The 18390-nt window shown below is 65.9% G+C and carries 16 protein-coding genes; 8 read left to right on the top strand and 8 right to left on the bottom strand.

Translation table 11 applies throughout. From position 1 onward, the window contains the following. Positions 1-24 precede the first annotated feature (24 nt). Together CLM73_RS15055 and CLM73_RS15050 are read right to left on the bottom strand one after the other, a co-directional pair. On the bottom strand, positions 25-1761 hold the full coding sequence (locus tag CLM73_RS15055) for a SulP family inorganic anion transporter (RefSeq protein ID WP_105239108.1): 1737 nt from the start codon (positions 1759-1761) through the stop codon (positions 25-27). 50 nt (positions 1762-1811) lie between these two features. Further along, positions 1812-2198, bottom strand: coding sequence for a MerR family transcriptional regulator (locus tag CLM73_RS15050; RefSeq protein ID WP_105239107.1), 387 nt, complete (start codon positions 2196-2198; stop codon positions 1812-1814). Between the two features lie 88 nt (positions 2199-2286). On the opposite strand from CLM73_RS15050, the gene CLM73_RS15045 reads away from it, so the two are divergent. The 4 genes from CLM73_RS15045 to CLM73_RS15030 all read left to right on the top strand — a co-directional run bounded on the left by CLM73_RS15045 (position 2287) and on the right by CLM73_RS15030 (position 6760). After that, a complete protein-coding gene (locus CLM73_RS15045) occupies positions 2287-3186 on the top strand; it encodes an alpha/beta fold hydrolase (RefSeq protein WP_105241544.1) in 900 nt (299 codons plus the stop codon). Between the two features lie 129 nt (positions 3187-3315). Next, positions 3316-4242, top strand: coding sequence for a helix-turn-helix domain-containing protein (locus CLM73_RS15040; protein ID WP_105239106.1), 927 nt, complete (start codon positions 3316-3318; stop codon positions 4240-4242). 165 nt (positions 4243-4407) lie between these two features. Continuing rightward, on the top strand, positions 4408-5517 hold the full coding sequence (locus CLM73_RS15035) for a cyclic nucleotide-binding domain-containing protein (RefSeq protein WP_105241543.1): 1110 nt from the start codon (positions 4408-4410) through the stop codon (positions 5515-5517). Between the two features lie 232 nt (positions 5518-5749). Continuing rightward, the gene (locus tag CLM73_RS15030) at positions 5750-6760 is read left to right on the top strand and encodes a Bug family tripartite tricarboxylate transporter substrate binding protein (protein WP_105239105.1); all 1011 of its coding nucleotides are present in this window, start codon (positions 5750-5752) and stop codon (positions 6758-6760) included. 73 nt (positions 6761-6833) lie between these two features. On the opposite strand, the gene CLM73_RS15025 is transcribed toward CLM73_RS15030, so the two are convergent. From CLM73_RS15025 to CLM73_RS15015, 3 genes are read right to left on the bottom strand one after another with little or no spacing between them, the layout of a single operon-like run. Further along, on the bottom strand, positions 6834-8741 hold the full coding sequence (locus tag CLM73_RS15025) for an amidohydrolase (protein WP_105239104.1): 1908 nt from the start codon (positions 8739-8741) through the stop codon (positions 6834-6836). Then, positions 8734-9033 carry a XapX domain-containing protein gene (locus CLM73_RS15020; protein WP_056561574.1) on the bottom strand — a complete coding sequence of 100 codons (300 nt, stop codon included), beginning with the start codon at positions 9031-9033 and terminating at the stop codon, positions 8734-8736. The genes CLM73_RS15025 and CLM73_RS15020 overlap by 8 nt, the downstream gene beginning before the upstream one ends. A gap of 13 nt (positions 9034-9046) precedes the next feature. Continuing rightward, the gene (locus tag CLM73_RS15015; protein WP_105239103.1) at positions 9047-9700 is read right to left on the bottom strand and encodes a hydrolase; all 654 of its coding nucleotides are present in this window, start codon (positions 9698-9700) and stop codon (positions 9047-9049) included. A gap of 277 nt (positions 9701-9977) precedes the next feature. On the opposite strand from CLM73_RS15015, the gene CLM73_RS15010 reads away from it, so the two are divergent. Together CLM73_RS15010 and CLM73_RS15005 are read left to right on the top strand one after the other, a co-directional pair. Then, the gene (locus tag CLM73_RS15010) at positions 9978-11183 is read left to right on the top strand and encodes an alpha/beta hydrolase family protein (RefSeq protein ID WP_105239102.1); all 1206 of its coding nucleotides are present in this window, start codon (positions 9978-9980) and stop codon (positions 11181-11183) included. A 79-nt stretch (positions 11184-11262) separates the two neighbouring features. After that, positions 11263-13176, top strand: coding sequence for a B12-binding domain-containing radical SAM protein (locus CLM73_RS15005; RefSeq protein WP_105239101.1), 1914 nt, complete (start codon positions 11263-11265; stop codon positions 13174-13176). A 23-nt stretch (positions 13177-13199) separates the two neighbouring features. On the opposite strand, the gene CLM73_RS15000 is transcribed toward CLM73_RS15005, so the two are convergent. Both CLM73_RS15000 and CLM73_RS14995 read right to left on the bottom strand, forming a co-directional pair. Further along, positions 13200-13940 (bottom strand): SDR family oxidoreductase, encoded by a 741-nt coding sequence (locus tag CLM73_RS15000; protein WP_105239100.1) that lies wholly within the window; start codon positions 13938-13940, stop codon positions 13200-13202. Between the two features lie 169 nt (positions 13941-14109). Continuing rightward, on the bottom strand, positions 14110-15444 hold the full coding sequence (locus CLM73_RS14995; RefSeq protein ID WP_105239099.1) for an MFS transporter: 1335 nt from the start codon (positions 15442-15444) through the stop codon (positions 14110-14112). A gap of 287 nt (positions 15445-15731) precedes the next feature. Here CLM73_RS14995 and CLM73_RS14990 point away from each other — a divergent pair, with 287 nt between their 5' ends. After that, positions 15732-16370 carry a DUF2625 family protein gene (locus CLM73_RS14990; protein ID WP_105239098.1) on the top strand — a complete coding sequence of 213 codons (639 nt, stop codon included), beginning with the start codon at positions 15732-15734 and terminating at the stop codon, positions 16368-16370. Positions 16371-16409: 39 nt separating this feature from the next. Here CLM73_RS14990 and CLM73_RS14985 read toward each other — a convergent pair whose 3' ends face one another. After that, on the bottom strand, positions 16410-17159 hold the full coding sequence (locus tag CLM73_RS14985; RefSeq protein ID WP_105239097.1) for a glucose 1-dehydrogenase: 750 nt from the start codon (positions 17157-17159) through the stop codon (positions 16410-16412). A 98-nt stretch (positions 17160-17257) separates the two neighbouring features. Here CLM73_RS14985 and CLM73_RS14980 point away from each other — a divergent pair, with 98 nt between their 5' ends. Further along, complete coding sequence (locus CLM73_RS14980) at positions 17258-18145, top strand: LysR family transcriptional regulator (protein ID WP_105239096.1); 888 nt, start codon at positions 17258-17260, stop codon at positions 18143-18145. Positions 18146-18390 lie beyond the last annotated feature (245 nt).

The raw sequence follows: 18390 nt of genomic DNA, 5'->3' as shown, positions 1-18390 counted from the left end.
GGGCGCGGACCGTGGCCGCGGCGCTTAGCGGCCTCGCCCGTTGGCGTCAGTGTGTCCCAGGTAATCGTCTACCGCGCTACCGACCGTCGGATGAAAATGGTCGTCGCTGAACAACCGCGACAGCTCAAACCGCTTGAGCTTGTCCCGCACGGGATCCTTCATTTCCGCGAAATGTAGCGCGATGCCTTCGCGCGATAGCGTTTCGCACAGTTCGCGCAGCATGTCGGCGGAGGTGACGTCGACGCTGGTGACGGGTTCGGCGGCGACGACCACCCGCCGAACGGGCGACGGCGATGCCTCCACGGCTTCGAGCAGGCGCTGCTGGAAGAGCTCGGCGTTGGCGAAGAACAGCGGCGCGTCCCAACGGAACAGCACCAGGCCGTCGATCAGGGCGGCATTCGGGTAGCGCTTCAGGTCGTGATAACCGCGAAGGTTGGGCACGCGTCCCAGTACCGCAAAATGCGGCCGCCAGCCGTCCCACAGAAATTCAATGACGGCGATGACCACCGCCAGGCAGATGCCGGGAATCGCGCCAAACACCGCGACCGCGGCAAAGCACAGCATGGAAAGCCAGAACTCCCATTGCTGGATGCGGTAGATGCGCCGCAGGTCCTTGATTTCGAACAGGCCGATGGCGGCGGCGATCACGACGGCGGCCAGCGCGCTGTTGGGCAGGTGGCGCAGCAGGTTTGGCGCGGCAATCAGCAGCGCGCCCACGGCCAGTGCGCCAACGACACCGGTGAGCTGCGTGCGCGAGCCGGCCGCTTCGGCCACCGGCGTGCGCGACGCGCTGCTGCTGATCGGAAAGCCCTGGAAAAAGCCCGCCGCCAGGTTCGCCACGCCCAGTCCCACCATTTCCTGGTTCGGGTCGACGCGCGTGTGCGTGCGCGCGGCATAGGTGCGCGACAGCACGCTGGTGTCGGCGAACGCAATCAGCGCCACCGCGCAGCCGCCCAGCACGATCTTGACGAGATCGGCATTGCTGAGCCACGGCCAGGCAAGGCTGGGCAACCCTTGCGGAATCTCGCCCAGCACCTTCACGCCTTGAGCATCCAGGCCGAAAAGCTTGACCGCCAGCGTGGCGAGGATCACGGCAATCAGGATGCCCGGTACGCGGTCGAAGCGCTTGAGCAGCAGAATCACCGCCAGGCTTGCCGCGCCGACGGCGAAGCTTGGCCAATGGGTTTGTCCGTCGGCAACGGCCAGCGCCAGTTGCTGCATTTCCTGAAGCGGGCCGGCGTCGTCGATGGAGATGTCGAACAGCTTGGGCAACTGGCTGACCAGCACGGTCAGCGCGATGCCGTTCATGTAGCCGTAGCGGATGGGCTTGGATAGCAGCTCGGTGATGAAGCCCAACCGCATCAGGCCCAGCACGATGCAGAACAGCCCCGAGACGACGGCCATCATGCTGGCTGCGGCGATGGCGCGCATGGGATCGCCGTTGGACACGCTGAGCACGACCGCCAGAATGGGCGCGGCCAATGCGGAATCCGGGCCCAGCACCAGGATGCGGCTCGGGCCGAACAGCGCGTAGGCCAGCATGGGGATGATGGTGGCGTACAGCCCGTAGACGCCCGGAACGCCGGAGGCTTCGGCGTAGGCGATACCCACGGGCACGAGCATGGTCGTCAGGACGAGGCCGGCGGCGATGTCCTTGGGCAGCCATGCGGCCTGATAGGACTTCAACAGCGCCAGGCCGGGCAGCCAGCGCAACCAGTTGGGCGCAGGCTTGGCGGGGGAGCGGGGCGTCGAGGTAGCCATGGAATCCCGGTATGAAAGCGTGCGCTACGGGTTGGGGGCTGTGCCGCGCATCAGCGCGGGGAAGGGTTGCCGGTATCTTCCAGCATCTGGCGCAACTGGGCGCGGCGGCGTTCGAGGTCGGCGATCTGGCGCTCCACGGACGCCAACCGGCTGCGCTGCACCTCGGACGTCTCCGGACAGGCCGCCGCGCCTTCGATCAGCCGCATGCAATCGGGAAACCCGCGGATTTCCGCCAGCGTGAAGCCGGAAGCGATCAGGCGCTGGATTTGCCTGACCTGCGTGACGGCGGCGTCGGGAAAGGTGCGATACCCATTGTCTGCCCGGGCTGACGCCAGGAGACCGTGGTCGTCGTAGTGCCGCAGGGAACGCAGGCTTGCGCCGGTTTTGCGGGCAAGCTCACCGATCGACATGGGGGGTTGAGGCGCGGGCGGTTTCATGCGGGAAAGCGTAGCAGATTGGCGCTTGACCTTGACATAGGTGTGAGGGTTGAAACTGGCGCTTCTTCAATTTTTTGGATGCATCGGCATGCAACGTAGAACCTTCATTCGCCACGTGGCGGCAGTCGCCTTGTTCGTCGTGGCCTCGGCGGCCGCGCACGCGCAGTCCCGGCAGTACACCGTCACGGCGCCCGATGGCGTGACGCTTGCCGTCCAGGAGGCCGGCAAGTCCGATGGCCCGCCGGTCGTTTTCGTGCACGGGCTGCTGGGCAGCCACCTGAACTGGGGGGCCCAGCTTTCCAGTCCGGCGCTGCAAGGCTATCGGCTGATCACCTACGACCTGCGGGGCCACGGTCAGTCGGGCAAGCCGGTGGATGCGGCGGCGTACACCAACGGCCGGCGCTGGGCGGACGATCTGGCTGCGGTGATCAAAGCGACCGGCGCGCGCGAACCTGTGGTCGTCGGCTGGTCCCTGGGCGCCGCCGTGACAACCAACTACCTTGCCGCGTATGGCGATGCTCAGATTGCGGGCGCCGTCTATGTGGGGGGCGTGATCGAACTGGACGCCAAGCAGATCGCGCCGCATCCCGCGCTATACCGGGACATGGTGTCGTCCGACTTGAGAACTCATCTGGACGCGGAGCGTGAATTCATCGGTCTGTGTTTTGCGCAACCGCCCGATGGCATCACGTTCCAACGGCTTCTGGCCAATGCCGCCATGGCGTCCTTCGACATGCAGGCCGCAGTGCAATCGATGACGGTCGCGGCAGCGCGCGGCCTTGGGTCGGCGCGCAAGCCCGTGCTGCTGATCTACGGTGCGAAGGACGCGTTGGTGCAGCCCGCGCCGTCAATCGCGCGGGCAAGGGAACTGAACCCGCACGTGCGCAGTAGGATTTACGCGGCATCGGGGCATGCGCCGTTCATGGAGGAGTCGGACAGGTTCAACCGGGAGCTGGCTGCGTTTGTTGACAGCGTTGTGACACGCTGACGGGCCCGATAGCTCTGCGGGCGGCCTGCGCTCGCAATGGCCACGTTTGCCAAATGTTGCTTGTTGCGAAGCAGCATCGCCTGCTATCTTCGAGCCCGAAATGCGTTTGCCCCGATTTGGACAGCTTCAATGCCCGCCTCCCAGCTCCTGATTCCCGAACCCATGCCCGTGCGGTCCACCGACACGCTGGGCTGCTCGGCCAGCAAGCTGGCTGTGAACCAGGAGTTTCACGGGGGCGGATTGACGTTCTATCGCAAGCGCACCGAGACCGCTCAGTTCGGCAGCGTGGCAACGCCCGCGTCGGATCGCGGGTTTCTCGTGGGCGTGGCGCTGCGTGGCGGGCACCGCCGCCGCATCCTGCAGGGCAATCACGCGTCGACGCACGATTTTGATGCCGGCTCGATCTACATCCGCGACTTCACCGATGATTACCGGGCCGACCTGCAAGGCGGGTTCGATTTCCTGCTGATCGAGATGACGCGCGCGTTCATCGAACGCATCAACGACGAAAAAGGCGGCCCGCGTGTCAGCAGCCTGCTGCCGCGCAATGGGCAGCCGGATCCGGTGCTGGGCCATCTGTCGCAGGTGCTGGCGGGCGTGGTGGCGGATCCCTCGCGGACCAGTGGCCTATTCGTGGACCATTTGAGTCTGGCCCTCGGCACGCATCTGCTGACGCAATACGGGGCCGGGGCGACCAGCGGCTGGGCGGACTCGGGCGGGGCCCGCGTGCTGTCCCGCAAACTGGAAGCGCGCGCCAAGGACATGCTGCTGGCCTCGCTGCGCGAGGACGCCTCCATTGCGGACATCGCCGAGGCCTGCAATCTGTCGCGCAGCTACTTCATCAAGGCGTTCCGCCAGACGGTCGGCACCACGCCGCATCGTTGGCTGCTGGAGCAGCGAGTGCAGAAGGCTCAGGAACTGCTACGGTCGCCGGGCCGGTCGATCACCGACATCGCGCTTTTGTGCGGCTTTGCCGACCAGGCGCATATGACGCGCGTTTTCACCAGTGTGGTCGGGGTGGCGCCGGGTGCGTGGCGCAGGGAATACGGCGCGTGAAGTAGCGCTCAGACGTCGGCAGCCGGCAGGGCGCAGCACGTTGCTGCGGACGCGACCGGCGCGCTTTCATACAAAGCAGGACGCAAGTGGGCAAGACGTGCCCGCGCCGCGGCGCTATCTTCATGGAATACCTTCCACCCATCCCGGATGTTCCGAAAGCGTTCCATGCGTGTTCTTGCCGCCGGCGCCGCGCCGGTCAACCCTCCGCCCGATCTTGCCGCGCTGCATGCGCAGGCGTTCCCGATGCTGCCGCGCGAACTCATCGAACGCGCCGCGCCCTATGGCGAAGAAATGTCGGCCGAGCCGGGCCGTGTTCTGCTGAAAAGCGGTGATCGCCAAGCCGCGTTCTACATTTTGCTGCAGGGCTTTGCGGAAGTGCTGGAAGCAGAGGCTGGCGGCACGATGCGCAGCTTGCTCGTTCATCGCGACGGCGAATTTACGGGCAGCCTGGACCTTTTCACCGACCGCCCGAATGCGGTCACGGTGCGCGCCAACACCCCCAGCCGCCTGTTGCGGCTGAGCCGCGCAGCGCTCGAAGCGCTGATCCTGACGGAACGGCCGCTGGCGGAGATCATCCTGCGCGCGTTCATGCTGCGACGTATCGGATATCTGCGGCGGCGCCCATATGGCGGCGCCATCCTGCGGTCGGTGAAGCGCGGCGAACAGGAAGATCCCGTCATGGACCTGGCGGTGATCGGGGGCGGGCCGGCTGGATTGGCAGCCGCCGCTTATGCCGCCTCCGAAGGACTGCAGACGGTGCTGGTGGGCGGTTCGCTGGCCTGTGGCGACGCGCCCGGGCTGGACATGCTGAAGGGCTTCCCGGGCACGATCACCGGATTGTGCGAAGGCCCGCTGCTGCGCCGCGCCGAGGACCAGAGCAAGCGCTTCGGCGCGCACGTGCTGCCGCTGCGCATGGTCAGCCGCTTCGACGGCGGCTGTTATCCCTATCGGGTGTGGCTGGACGATGGCCGGCTGATCGAGGCGCGCAGCCTCATCGTTGCGACTGGCATGCAAGGCGATGCGAAAGCGCTGACCGATCAAGCGAACACCGCCTGGCTGGACGGGTGGCTGGACACGGACGAGCAGGGCTGTATCCATACGGGTCGTGCCGCAGCGGGGTCGATGCAGGCGCGGGATTACGAAAGCTCACAGCCGGGGGTGTTTGCGGTAGGAGCGGCGCGCGCGGGCTCCGAGAAACACGTGCTGGCGAGCATCGCCGAGGGCGCGGCCGCGGTGCGGGTGGTGCATCGGTTTTTGGATGCGTCGGCGCATTGAGGGCGGGGGATCGGCCTGACGCGGCCGGACTGTCGCAGGTCGTCCAGAAGTCTGAAGGAATGCTTGCCCCAAGCCATCCGTTCTCGGACAAGCGAATTTTCCTCATCCGGACGCCCTAAGACTCGCAAGGATTTTGTTGTCAGACCATAAAGTTTTTTCTCTTTGCGCAGGCGAGAGTTTGCGAATATGCGTTTAAAGCTCTTTAGCCATAAGAACGCATCGGGAGACAACCATGATCTGTAAGCACGCCGCGCGCAGGCGCATCAACATCGCTGCTGCCGCCTTCATCGCCGCTGCCGCCTTCGCCATCCCCAGCCTTGCCTCCGCGCAGGCCGCCGACAGCTATCCCAGCAAACCCATCCGCCTGATCATTCCTTACCCGCCGGGAGGCGCGACCGACGTGATCGGGCGCATCGTGGGCCAGCGCTTGAGCGAAGAGATCGGCGGTCAGGTTGTGATCGAGAACCGGGGCGGAGCGGGCGGAAACATCGGCGCTGCCGAGGTGGCGCGGGCTCAGCCCGACGGCTATACCCTCCTGATGGGCGCGTTGACCTCGCACTCGGTCATGGCGACCCTGGAGAAGGACACCATCGCGTACGACCTGCGCAAGGACTTTGCGCCCGCTGGGGTGGTCGGCTTCGTGCCGCTGGTGGCCGTCGTCAATCCCAAGCTGCCGATCAAGTCGCTCTCCGAACTGGTGACCTACGCCAAGGCGAATCCGGGCAAGCTCAACTTCGCCTCGTCGGGCGCCGGCGCGCCGCAGCGCATGGCCATGGAGCTATTCAAGCAGATCGCGGGTGTCAACATCGTGCACGTGGCCTACCGCGGCAGCGGTCCGGCCATGACCGATCTGGTCGGAGGCCAGGTCGAGACGATGACCGAGACGGTTCCCGCCGCAATCTCTTTCATCAAGTCCGGTCAGTTGCGGCCGTTGGCCGTGCTTACGCCCCAACGCGTTTCGATGTTGCCGGACATTCCCACGGCCGAGGAGCAGGGTTTCAGCGGCTTTAACGTCAGTTCACTTTTTGGTGTGATGGCGCCGGCCGGCACACCGGCTCCCATCGTGGCCAAGATCAACAAGGCGCTGACCACGGCGCTGGCCAAGAACGATGCCAAGGCCCAACTGCTGGAGCAAGGCGTTTACGCTGACGCGCTTGACGTGGAAGCGTCAAAGGCGCGTCTGAACGCCGAGATCGAGCAGTGGGCAAAGGTGATCCGCGAGGGTGGCATCACCGTCAATTGACGGAAGCAAGCAGGGCCCGGGCGTCCTGAACCATCGCGCGGCCGAGGTCATGCCCCGGCCGCGCGATGCGTCGTCAGACGGCCCAGCAGGCGCAGCCCAGCGCGCCCCAGAAACCCTTCAGGTCGGAGACGGGCAGCTTGCTGGCCCAGGCGCCGGCATGCTGGTGGCCGTGGACGTTGCAGTCGTTGGCGCACGCGCAGGCGGCGGCCGCTTCGCGCAGGGTGGCCTGCAAAGGTTTGCCTTCGCTGTCGCCCCAGGCGCCATAGCCGCCGAACAGGCGTGTGGGCGACCAGTCGGGCATGGCGGGCGGCGGCGCGGCCTCGTCGTGTGCGGCGAAGTCGCCTGCGCCCCAGACCACCTTGCCGCCCACGACAGTCAGCAGGCTGCTGGTGTCGGCGATGTCGGATTCCGGGCAGGAGAAGAAGTCGCGATCCGGCACGATCAGGTCGGCAAGCTGGCCGACAGCGATGCGGCCCTTTTTGCCCTGTTCGTTCGAAAACCAGGTGACGTTCTCGGTCCACATGCGCAGGGCGGCGTCGCGATCCAGGCAGTTGCGCTGCGGGGTCAGGCGCAGGCCGCCCACCGTCTTGCCCGTGATCAACCACGAAAGCGATACCCACGGGTTGTACGAGGCAACGCGAGTTGCGTCGGTGCCGGCCGATACGTTGACGCCTTTCTCAAGCATGCGCTTGACGGGCGGCGTGGCCTCGGCAGCCCCGGCGCCGTAGCGTTCGACGAAGTATTCGCCCTGGTAGGCCATGCGGTGCTGCACGGCCACGCCGCCGCCTAGGGCGGCGATGCGGTCGATGGAGCGTTCGGAGATCGTCTCGGCGTGGTCGAAGAACCAGTTCAGCCCGGCCAGCGGCACGTCCTTGTTCACGCGTTCAAAAACATCCAGCGAGCGCGAGATGGTTTCGTCGTACGTGGCGTGCATGCGCCAGGGCCAGCGGTTCTGCGCCAGGATGCGCACGACTTCCTCGAGATCGCCTTCCATCTCGGGGCCCATCTCGGGGCGCGGCTGGCGGAAGTCTTCAAAGTCAGCCGCCGAGAACACCAGCATTTCACCTGCGCCGTTGTGGCGGAAGTAGTCGGTGCCTTGCTTGTACTGCGAGGTGGCCGTCCAGTTCAGGAAGTCTTCCTTTTCCTGCTTGGGCTTCTGGGTGAAGAGGTTGTAGGCGAGGCGGATCGTCAGCTGATCGGCGTCGGCCAGCTGCTGGATGACCTGATAGTCCTCGGGGTAGTTCTGGTTACCACCGCCCGCATCGATGGCGCCAGTGACGCCCAGGCGGTTCAGGTCGCGCATGAAATGACGCGTGGAATTGACCTGGTATTCGAAGGGCAGCTTGGGTCCCTTGGCCAGCGTGGCGTACAGGATCGACGCATTGGGTTTGGCAAGCAGCAGTCCGGTCGGATTGCCGGCCGAGTCCCGCACGATCTCGCCGCCGGGAGGCGCGGGGGTGTTCTTGTCGTAGCCGACCGCGCGCAGGGCGGCGGCGTTGAGCAGGGCGCGGTCGTACAGGTGCAGGATGAACACGGGCGTATCGGGCGCCACGGCGTTCAGTTCCTCAATGGTGGGCAGGCGCTTTTCCGCGAACTGGTGTTCGGTGAAGCCGCCGACCACGCGCACCCATTGCGGGGCGGGCGTGATGGCGACCTGACGGCGCAGCATGGCCATGGCGTCGGCCAGGTTGGTCACGCCGTCCCAGCGCAGTTCCATGTTGTAGTTCAGCCCGCCCCGGATGATGTGCAGGTGGTTGTCGATCAGGCCGGGCAGCACGCCGCGTCCGCCCAGCGCGATGACGCGGGTGGCCGGGCCTGCCAGGGGCAGGATGTCGCTTGCCGCGCCCACGCGCGTGAAACGGCCGTCCTTGATGGCGACGGCGTCGGCGATGGGGTTGGCGGGGTCCAGGGTCGTGAAACGGCCCTGATGCAGGATGAGGTCGGGGGCGCCTTGGCGCGCGGGATCCGGGGTGTCAGCCATTGCGCTTGTCTCCACATGCATCGGCGGGTTGTTGGGCGGTGTCGGCGGACGCCTTGGGGCAGCTAGGCAGTTCGCCGAACATGTGCGGTTTTACCTGTTCATGAATGAAGGACGTGCGGGTGGGCTCGTCCGCCAGCAGGCGCTTGACCAGCGGGGGAATCTGCTCCCCCGCCAGGATGCCCAGCAGGCCAACCAGCGCGATCACTGGTGGCGCCGGCGACCGCACATTGAACAGGGCGTAGATGATACCGACCAACAGGCCGAGTCCCAAGGAAACGAGATAGACCTTCATGGGCGCGCTCCTGTCAGCCTTCGTGGGCGTTGAACATGGACTTGGCGTAGATGATGCCCAGGCCGTAGGCGCCGCCGAACTTGCGGGCAATGCCGGTCGTCATGTCGTAGGTGTCGATGCGGGCCCAGTCGCGCTGCAATTCCAGCAGATACTGCAACGCGGTGATCGGCTGGCCGCCTGCCTGAACGATACGCTCAATGGCCCGGTTGTGGGCTTCGGCGGACACGTCGCCGCAGGCGTCGGTGATCACATAAACCTCGAAGCCCTGGTCCAGCGCCGACAGGGCCGGGCCGACGATGCACACGCTGGTCCACAGGCCGGCCAGCACGATGCGCTTCTTGCCGATTTCATTGACCTGCTTGATGACGGCGGCATCTTCCCAGGTGTTCATGGACGTGCGGTCCAGCAGCGGCCGGCCCGGGAAGGGGGCGGTGACTTCCTCGAACATGGGGCCGGAGAAGCTTTTTTCGGCAACCGTCGTCAGGATCGTGGACACGCCAAAGCCGGCGGCGGCATGCGCCACCAGCGCGGCGTTGCTGCGCAGCGTGACGGCGTCGATGGAATGGGTGGCGAACGCCATCTGCGACTGGAAGTCGATCATGATCAGCGTGTGATCGTGCGGGGACAGCAGCTTGGCGCCGGGGGTGGGGGTCGCAATGACAGGCACGGGTGATTCCTTCGGTTGCCAGGGTGTGGGATCCCGGCAATGTGCCAGCCGGCCGGCGGGTCGTATTGAACGATAGTCCGCCGGTTTGAAGATTGTGATTGCGGCGGGCGCTCATTTCGACAAAGACGGTTTGCAGCTAGCGAGACGACTTGGCGATACGAATTGACGGTACAAATTGACGAAGCAGATTGACGAAACGGTGTATCGCCACGGGAGCGGCGCTGGGGTACGCTGCTCGAGTCCCGGCGCGTCGCATCATTCTTTTTCGGAGAATTCCATGGGCCTGGCTTTCCAGAACGAACTGCACGACGACTTCGGCATGCGGCCGGCCGCCTACATGCCCTACGGCGGGGCGGATCTGGGGGAAATTCTGGCGGTAGGCCGGGCGGTGGGGGACGGGGACGACACCGCATTCTTCGAGGCCTGGATGGCGGCCGGTGACCGCCTGGCCGCCGAGGCACATGACGCCGAACAACGCAACCGCATTGCCAGCGCGCGTGAACTGCACCTGCGCGCAAGCGCCTTCTATTGCACGGCGTTTCGGCCGCTGTATCGCGCGCCGACGGATGCGCGGTTGCTGGCGGCCTTTCGCAAGCAGATGGCGGCCTTCGACCGGGGCCTTGCGCTGTCCGCACATCCGGTCCTGCCCGCAGGCATCCCGTTGGACGGCGCCCGCATGCCGGCTTACCTGGTGCCGGCCGTCGGTTTTGAGACTGACGTCAGACCGCTCGTCATCTTCACCAACGGTTATGACGCCACGGTGACCGATATGTATTTTGCGAGCGCCGTGGCTGCGTCGCGTCGGGGCTATCACGCCCTGGTATTCGATGGGCCAGGGCAGGGCGGCATGCTGTACGAACAGGGCGTAACAATGCGGCCCGATTGGGAGACGGTGGTGGGCGCGGTGGTGGACTACGCCATCACGCTGCCCATCGTGGACGCCAAACGCATCGCACTTAGCGGCTGGAGCCTGGGCGGCCATCTGGCGCCGCGCGCGGCCTCCGGTGAACCCCGTCTGGCGGCCTGCATTGCGGACCCGGGCCAACGCAGCCTCGCGGGCTCGTTCCGGCCGTTGGCGGTCAAGCTGGGCGCCACCCCGGAAAGTGCGGCCAACCTGGGGGAACTGGAAGAACCCGTGATGGACCGCCTGTGGCAGTTCGTCTTGGCCAGCCCCACGCTGACGTGGAAGGTGGCGCGGCGCGCCTTCTGGGTGCACGGCGTGGACAATCTGCGTGATTACCTGCGAGCAGTCGAGCTGTTCACCCTGGAGGGCCGCGTCGACCAGATTACGTGCCCGATGCTCATGACGCTTGCCGAAAACGACCCGTTGGCGGCCGGCACCCAGCAGTTCTTCGACGAATTGCGCTGCCCCAAGACGCTGCTGCGTTTCACGGCGCAGGAAGGCGCGGGGGACCATTGCGAGTCCGCCAACCGGTCGCTGTTGAACCGCCGCGTGCTGGACTGGCTGGACGGCGTGTTGTAGGGCGGGGCGGGCCGCGCCCGCCGCGCTGCCTATAATTGCACCGATCCCCGCTTTTTAGACGGCAGTCCTGCCGTGCCTCATGTCGACCTTGCCTTTGCGCGTGCTGTCGGTGATTCCACCGATGACGCAGTTAAATACCCCGTACCCGTCCACCGCCTACCTGACCGGCTTCCTGCGTTCGCGCGAGGTCACCGCGTATCAGGAGGATCTGGCGCTTGCCCTGGTGCTGCGCCTGCTGTCGGCCGACGGCCTGCGCGCCGTGGCGCAGCGTATCGACGCGCTGCCCCTTGAAAAACACACGCAACCGGTCCAGGCCTTCGTCGCCATGCAGGCGCGTTATCTGGCGACCATCGGGCCGGTGATCGGCTTTCTGCAAGGCCGCGATCCGACGCTGGCGCATCGTATCGCCGGCCGCAACTACCTGCCCGAGGGCCCGCGCTTTAGCTCGCTGGACGTCTACCTGGACGAAGACGGCGGCGATCCGCTGGGATGGGCGTTTGGCGCGCTGGGCCTGCAGGACCGGGCAAAGCACCTGGCCACGCTCTATCTGAATGACTTGGCCGATGTACTGCGTGACGCTATCGACCCGCGCTTTGAATTCGTGCGCTATGCCGAATCGCTCGCGGGCAGCCAGCCGACGTTCGATCCGCTCGCAGAGGCGCTGGCCGCGCCGATGAACCTGGTGGACGAAACGCTGCGCGAGCTTACCGATGCCGCGCTGGCCCGCCACAAGCCGACGATGGTCCTGCTGTCGGTGCCCTTTCCAGGCGCGGTGTACGCGGCCTTTCGCATCGCGCAGGCCATCAAGGCGCAGGATCCCACCATCGTCACGGTGCTGGGCGGCGGCTTCGTCAACACCGAGCTGCGCGAACTGAAAGACCCGCGCGTGTTCGATTACTTCGACTTCGTCACGCTGGACGCCGGCGAGCGCCCCTTGCTTGCACTGCTTGAGCACGTGCAGGGCAAGCGGTCGCGCCAGCGCCTGGTGCGCACATTCGTGCGCGACGCCGACAGCGGCGCGGTGCGGTACGTCAACCTGGTTGAACCCGACGTCGCGTTCGCCGAGGTGGGCACGCCCACGTGGGACGGCCTGCCGCTGGACCGTTACCTGTCGCTGCTGGACATGCTCAATCCGATGAACCGGCTCTGGAGCGACGGCCGCTGGAACAAGCTGACCGTCGCCCACGGCTGTTACTGGAAGAAGTGCAGCTTCTGCGACGTGGGGCTGGACTATATCGGCCGTTACGAGGGTGCATCCGCATCCGTGCTGGCCGATCGCATCGAGGCCATCGTGGCCGAGACCGGGCAGACCGGCTTTCACTTTGTCGACGAAGCCGCGCCGCCCAAGGCGTTAAAAGCGCTGGCGGCCGAGCTGATCGAGCGCAACGCCGGCATTTCGTGGTGGGGCAACATCCGCTTTGAAAAGACCTTCAGCCCGGAACTGTGCGAACTGCTGGCCGACAGCGGCTGCATTGCGGTATCCGGCGGACTGGAGGTTGCGTCCGACCGGTTGCTCAACCTGATGAAGAAGGGCGTGTCGATCGACCAGGTGGCGCGCGTGACGCGTGCGTTCAGCGATGCCGGCGTGCTGGTGCACGCCTACCTGATGTACGGCTTTCCCACGCAGACCGTGCAGGACACCGTGGACGCGCTGGAATATGTGCGTCAGCTGTTCGAGAACGACTGCATCCAGAGCGGGTTCTTTCACCGCTTCGCCTGTACGGTGCATTCGCCGGTGGGCCTGAACCCCGACGAATATGGCATCAAGCTCAAACCCTTGCCCGACGTCACGTTCGCCAAGAACGACGTGGGCTTTCACGATCCCACGGGCGTGGATCACGACGCGCTGGGCAAGGGCTTGAAGAAGGCCATCTACAACTTCATGCACGGCATCGGCCTGGAAGAGGACGTGCGCAGCTGGTTCCCGTTCAAGGTGCCGCGCACGACGGTGGCGCGCAATCGCATCGAACGCGCGCTGAGCCAGCGGGGATAGCAGTCCAGGCCCGGCACGCGTAGCTACAGCACGAAGCCGCCATCCGCCGTCAGGCTGGCGCCCGTGATGTAGCCGGCGTCGGCTCCCGCCAGGAACGCCGCGAGGCCCGCGATTTCACTCGATTTGCCCATGCGCCCCAGCGGGATGCGGGGGATGAGTTGCGCCGTCCATTCCGCCGTCAGATCGGTCTGGATGGGTCCCGGCTGGATGTTGTTGACGGTGATGCCGCGGGGCGCCAGGTCCAACGCCGCCCCGCTGACCATCGCGGCGACGGCGGCCTTGGTCATGGCGTAGACGCTGCTGCCGGGCGAGCCTGTCCGGATGGCGGTGTTGCTGCCGATGGTGATGATCCGTCCGCCGTCTCGCATGTTGGCGGCCGACGCCTGGATGGCCAGGAACACGCCGCGCACGTTCACCGCCAGCATCTGGTCCAGTTCGTCGAGCGGGACTGCGCCGATCGGGTTGGCGCGGTAGATGCCGGCGTTGACGACCGCAACGCTCAATGGCCCGAACAGCTGCACGGCGGTGTCGACCGCGCAGGCGATGGCTTGCGGGTCGGCGCTGTCGGCTTCAATGGCCAGCGCGCGTCCGCCGCTGGCCTCGATGGACGCGACAACCGCGTTGGCGCTGTCCGCGCGGTTGGCGTACGTTAGCGCCACCGCGTAGCCGGCTTCCGCCAGCCTCGCGGCAATGGCGGCGCCGATGCCGCGGGAGCCGCCGAATACGAGCGCGGCGGGGGATTCAAGGGGCGGGATGTTTTCCATGATGTGCACCGGGTTTAAAGGGTGCTTGCATCATCCCGCTGAACCCGCGCCGGCGCACGCCCGATTTCATGTCGCACTGTGTGCGGCGGGAATCGCAGATACATGCCGGTACGATTGCCCGCATTCTTCGCGCAAAGGCGAGCGGTTGTTGGCCGTTCGATAGTGCCCGTCAGGCCGTCGGCGGCGCGTCCGGCACGGTGTTCAGCACCGGCTCGGCTGCCTCGGCGCCGTGGACCGCGTTGGTCAGGTCTTCTGTCATTTCGTGATCCAGCGCGCCCTGGATGAGGTCATCGGTCACGCGCAGCTCCACGCCCACCGGCGACATCTGCGCGGCCGCCGCGAAGGGCGCGACCGGGGCGGGCGCCGGCCGTTCGTTACGGCGCCAGACGAAGAACGTCACCAGTCCCAGATTCAGCAACGCAAAGCACCAGAACAGGCCCGCTTCGCCAAACTTCGCCATCACGGGCGAGATCGCCAGCGGACTCAACGCCGAGCCCAGCGAGTTGATCAGCAGCAGTCCCTGGATCATGCGCACCAGCGCGTCGGCCGGCGCGCGGTCGGCCGCGTGGCTGACGGCCACCGGATAAATGGCAAAGACCCCGCCGCCCAGCAGGAACAGCAGCGGCATCAGCAGCGACGAGCCCGGCGGCAGCATCAGGATCAGCAAGCTGAGCACGGCGCAGAAGACAGCCAGTGCGATCAGCACGACCTGCCGGTCGCGCAGGTCCGACCAGCGTCCGACCGGATACTGCAGCACCATGGCGCCCAGGATGACGGCGCCCATCATCTTGCCGACCTCGGCAACGTCCAGGCCGATGCGCTGCAGATACAGCGGCAATAGGGTGTAGACGGCGGCAATCGCCACGCCCGAGCCAAAGCAGCCCATCACGCCCGTGGGCGTCATGCGCGCCAGATGCTGCGGCAGCAGCGGCTCGACGCGTTCGACCAGCGGCGACACGCGCGGAATGATCACCATCGGCAGCACGGAAAGGGATGCAAGCAAGCCGGCCACCATGAAGGGCGCCATGTCGCCCATCCGCGTGATCGCGCCCAGCTCCAGCTGGCCCAGCATGCCCGAGCCATACAGCGCGATCATGTAGAGCGCCAGCAGACGCCCGCGCATCTTGGCATCGCCCGCCAGCAGCAGCCAGCTTTCGACCACCAGAAACACGCCGACGCTTGCCCAGCCGTTGATCAGGCGCAGCACGAACCACGCTTCGCGATCGAAGATCAGCCCCTGCAGCAGCACCGTCACGGCGATCAGCGACGCAAAGCTGCTGTAGGCGCGGATATGGCCGATGCGCAGGATCAAGCGGTCATTGAAGATCGCGCCCAGCGTCAAACCGATGAAGTAGGACGACGAAATGATGCCGACCACCGTGGCCGATTCGCCGGCGGCGTCCAACTGCAGGGTCGTAAGGGAAGAGATGAAAGCGTTGCCGATGCAGACAACGAACAAGCCAAGTAGGGGCCCGAGCACCAGGCCCAACAACTGCCGAGACATGAAATCCTCGATTTCCAGAACAGCAAAAGCATCCGGTGCGACCGGACAAACGATCAATGGGGTTTGGGGGAATGCGCTAGCTGCCCCCCGAGGGGGCTGCCCCGCCTTCGGGCGGCCGGGCGGCTATTTTTGCAATGCCATGCGCTTGGGCGCGGGCCGTGCGGCGGGGGGCACGCTCGGCGGGAATCCGGCGCGGATTGTAGCGCTGATTCAGGGATGGTCTGGCCGGCGCTCGGGGGGAGCGGCTGGCTTGCCAGATCGTCCCGAACCGGTCAGCATCGCGCACCATGCGACCTTTGAACGAACTCATCAACGAAACCGATCCGGCCCTGCCGCTTGTCCAGGAATGGATTGCCGCTGCGGCTATTCCGTGCGAAGTCCTGCCCCCTTCCTCACGCAGCGACGATGTCCTGCTGTCGTTGCAAGTGACGACTCGGTCTCCGATGGGGGCCATCGCTCACGGCACGGGCGGCCTGCTGCTTGATGGCGGATGGCTGCGCGTGCTGGGCAGCGGGCATCCACGCCTGCCGCGCGACCTGGCTGGCTGGAACGCGGGCAGGGCGGATGGCTTCCTGCTCGTGGCGGACGATGCGGCGGGCGGCTTTTTTGCGCTGAATGGCGGTGCGCTCGGCGACGATCCGGGCATGCTCTATTACCGCGCGCCCGACAGCCTGCAATGGGAGGCGCTGGAGCTGGGCTACTCCGATTTCCTGCAAGCAATGCTGGGCGGACGAATCGAGGACTTCTATGCCTCGTTGCGCTGGCCGGCATGGCAAGCCGATGTGAAGGAACTGGGTCCGGGTCAGTGCTTCTCGTTCTATCCGTTCCTGTGGACCCAGGAAGGTTCGCCGGCGGGCAGTTCGCGCAAGGCGGTCGATATCGCCGAACACTACGCGCTGACGTTGGGCATTGACGTTGGGCATTGACCCGGCCGGCTGACACCCTGCCCGGCGCGGCACAGCCCACTACGTCAGCGCCATGCCGCCGTCCAACCGCAGGTTGACGCCCGAGACAAAGCTGCTCTCGTCACTGGCCAGATACAGCGCGGCACGCGCCAGTTCGTCGGGGCGGCCCATCCGGCCCAGCGGGATGGCGGCGGCCATGGCGTCGTTTAGCCCGGCGCGCTGATCAGCGGGCAGCCCCAGCTTTTCCAGGATGGGCGTATCCACCGGGCCGGGGCTGATGACGTTGACGCGGATGCGCCGCGCTTTCAGTTCCAGCGCCCAGCTGCGGGCCATGGCTTCGATGGCGGCCTTGCTTGCCGCATAGACGGCATGGCCTTCCAGCACCTTGGCGCTGGCAATCGAGCTGACCAGGATGATGGACGCGCCGTCGTTCAAGACGGGCAGGGCGCGGGTGACGCCAAAGAACACGCCGCGCGTATTGGTGGCGAATTGACGGTCGTAGTGTTCAACCGTCACCTGCGCCGACGGCTCCAGAATGGCAACGCCCGCGTTCGCCATGTAGATGTCCAGGCCGCCGAAGCGGTGCCGGATTTCTTCGGCCACGCGGTCGTGGGTGTCCAGGTCGGCGACGTCGCCCGTGATGCCCAGCGCGTTGTGGCCGATGACGCGCACGGCCGCGTCCACGGCGTCCTGACGCCGGCCCACGATGGCGACCTGCGCGCCGGCCTGTGCAAAGGCCTGGGCGGCGGCGAGGCCGATGCCGCTGTTGCCGCCGGTGACGAGGGCGACCTTTCCTTGTAGTTGAGTCATGGCTTTTTCCAGAAAGATGAAGGAATACCCACTCTATCTATTCCAATAAGAGTTAAATAGATGGCACGAAGACAATCACCTGTGCCTAAAGGTCATCAATGGACATGCTTCCCCACGCGACCGCGCTAGCAGCCTTTGCCGCCACTGTGGAGGCCGGCTCCTTCAGCGCGGCGGGGCGGATCCTGGGCAGCACCCCGTCGGCGGTATCCAAGGCGATCGCCCGGCTGGAACAACGCTTCGGCGTCCGGCTGTTTCAGCGGTCGACGCGGGTGCTGTCCCTCACGCCCGAGGGGGCGGCGTATTACGAGCGGGTGGCGCCGCTGCTGCGTGCGCTGGACGACGCCAGCGAGGTCATGCAGCCGGCAACCACGGCACAAGGGCGCCTGCGGATTACGGCGCCCGGCGACCTGGGGCGCTTGCTGATGACGCCGATCGTCAACCGCTTCCTGCCCGCGCACCCGGCGCTGAAGCTGGAAATGAGCCTTGCCGACCGGCACGTGGACCTGATCCGCGAGGGATTCGATCTTGCGATTCGCGCGGGCCGCGTTGCGGATTCGGAGCTCAACGTGCGGCAACTGGCGCAACTGCCGTTGACGCTGGTGGCCTCGCCCGCGTATCTGAAGCGGTGCGGCACGCCCCGCAGCATTGATGACCTGGCCGGGCACGCACACGTGCGCTACCTGCTGGCCGGAAGCCCTTTTCCGATCACGTTTGTCTCGGGGGATGTCGTGCGCCCGGAGGGCGTGTTCGACACCGACGACGGCACGGCGCTGCGCGCGGCCGCGCTGGGTGGACTGGGCATCATCCAGATCCTGCGGCTCGCCGTGGCGGAAGATATTGCTGCCGGGCGGCTGGCAGAGGTGCTGCCCGAGGCGCAATTGCCCCGCGTGCCGGTGTCCGTGCTGCACGCCTTTGGCCGCCACGCACCCATGCGGGCGCGGCTGTTCATCGACTTCCTGGCAGACCAACTGCAATCGCTGGCGTAACGTAGCCCGAGCGAGCCCAGGACGTGTGGCGGATTTAAAACAGGTCCATATCGAATCGTTTGCGAAAGCGCAAATTTTGCGCGTGCGACGGGTTGACCACTGCCGTGTTAACGACATTTTTCGTAAGATAAGCGCCTATCATTCTCATTTGCATTGAACTTGAGGGCGTGGAAAGTGTCTGAGGAAAAATTGATTGCGATGGATTCGCGGGCGGTGCGAATCGCGCCTTGCGTGGCGCTTACCTT

It is taken from the genome of Achromobacter spanius (assembly GCF_002966795.1).
Lineage (GTDB): Bacteria > Pseudomonadota > Gammaproteobacteria > Burkholderiales > Burkholderiaceae_B > Achromobacter > Achromobacter spanius_D.
The sequence above is the reverse complement of the archived record's forward strand: the minus strand, read 5'-3'. Positions and strand labels throughout refer to the sequence as shown.

Bases quoted from the DNA above. Each gene is read 5' to 3' on its own strand.
- CLM73_RS15010 (WP_105239102.1), top strand. From the start codon at position 9,978: ATGGGCCTGGCTTTCCAGAACGAACTGCACGACGACTTCGGCATGCGG.
- CLM73_RS15045 (WP_105241544.1), top strand. From the start codon at position 2,287: ATGCAACGTAGAACCTTCATTCGCCACGTGGCGGCAGTCGCCTTGTTC.
- CLM73_RS15030 (WP_105239105.1), top strand. From the start codon at position 5,750: ATGATCTGTAAGCACGCCGCGCGCAGGCGCATCAACATCGCTGCTGCC.
- CLM73_RS15025 (WP_105239104.1), bottom strand. From the start codon at position 8,741: ATGGCTGACACCCCGGATCCCGCGCGCCAAGGCGCCCCCGACCTCATC.
- CLM73_RS15050 (WP_105239107.1), bottom strand. From the start codon at position 2,198: ATGAAACCGCCCGCGCCTCAACCCCCCATGTCGATCGGTGAGCTTGCC.
- CLM73_RS14990 (WP_105239098.1), top strand. From the start codon at position 15,732: ATGCGACCTTTGAACGAACTCATCAACGAAACCGATCCGGCCCTGCCG.
- CLM73_RS15020 (WP_056561574.1), bottom strand. From the start codon at position 9,033: ATGAAGGTCTATCTCGTTTCCTTGGGACTCGGCCTGTTGGTCGGTATC.
- CLM73_RS15000 (WP_105239100.1), bottom strand. From the start codon at position 13,940: ATGGAAAACATCCCGCCCCTTGAATCCCCCGCCGCGCTCGTATTCGGC.
- CLM73_RS15005 (WP_105239101.1), top strand. From the start codon at position 11,263: ATGTCGACCTTGCCTTTGCGCGTGCTGTCGGTGATTCCACCGATGACG.
- CLM73_RS14980 (WP_105239096.1), top strand. From the start codon at position 17,258: ATGGACATGCTTCCCCACGCGACCGCGCTAGCAGCCTTTGCCGCCACT.
- CLM73_RS15055 (WP_105239108.1), bottom strand. From the start codon at position 1,761: ATGGCTACCTCGACGCCCCGCTCCCCCGCCAAGCCTGCGCCCAACTGG.
- CLM73_RS15035 (WP_105241543.1), top strand. From the start codon at position 4,408: ATGCGTGTTCTTGCCGCCGGCGCCGCGCCGGTCAACCCTCCGCCCGAT.
- CLM73_RS15040 (WP_105239106.1), top strand. From the start codon at position 3,316: ATGCCCGCCTCCCAGCTCCTGATTCCCGAACCCATGCCCGTGCGGTCC.
- CLM73_RS14985 (WP_105239097.1), bottom strand. From the start codon at position 17,159: ATGACTCAACTACAAGGAAAGGTCGCCCTCGTCACCGGCGGCAACAGC.
- CLM73_RS14995 (WP_105239099.1), bottom strand. From the start codon at position 15,444: ATGTCTCGGCAGTTGTTGGGCCTGGTGCTCGGGCCCCTACTTGGCTTG.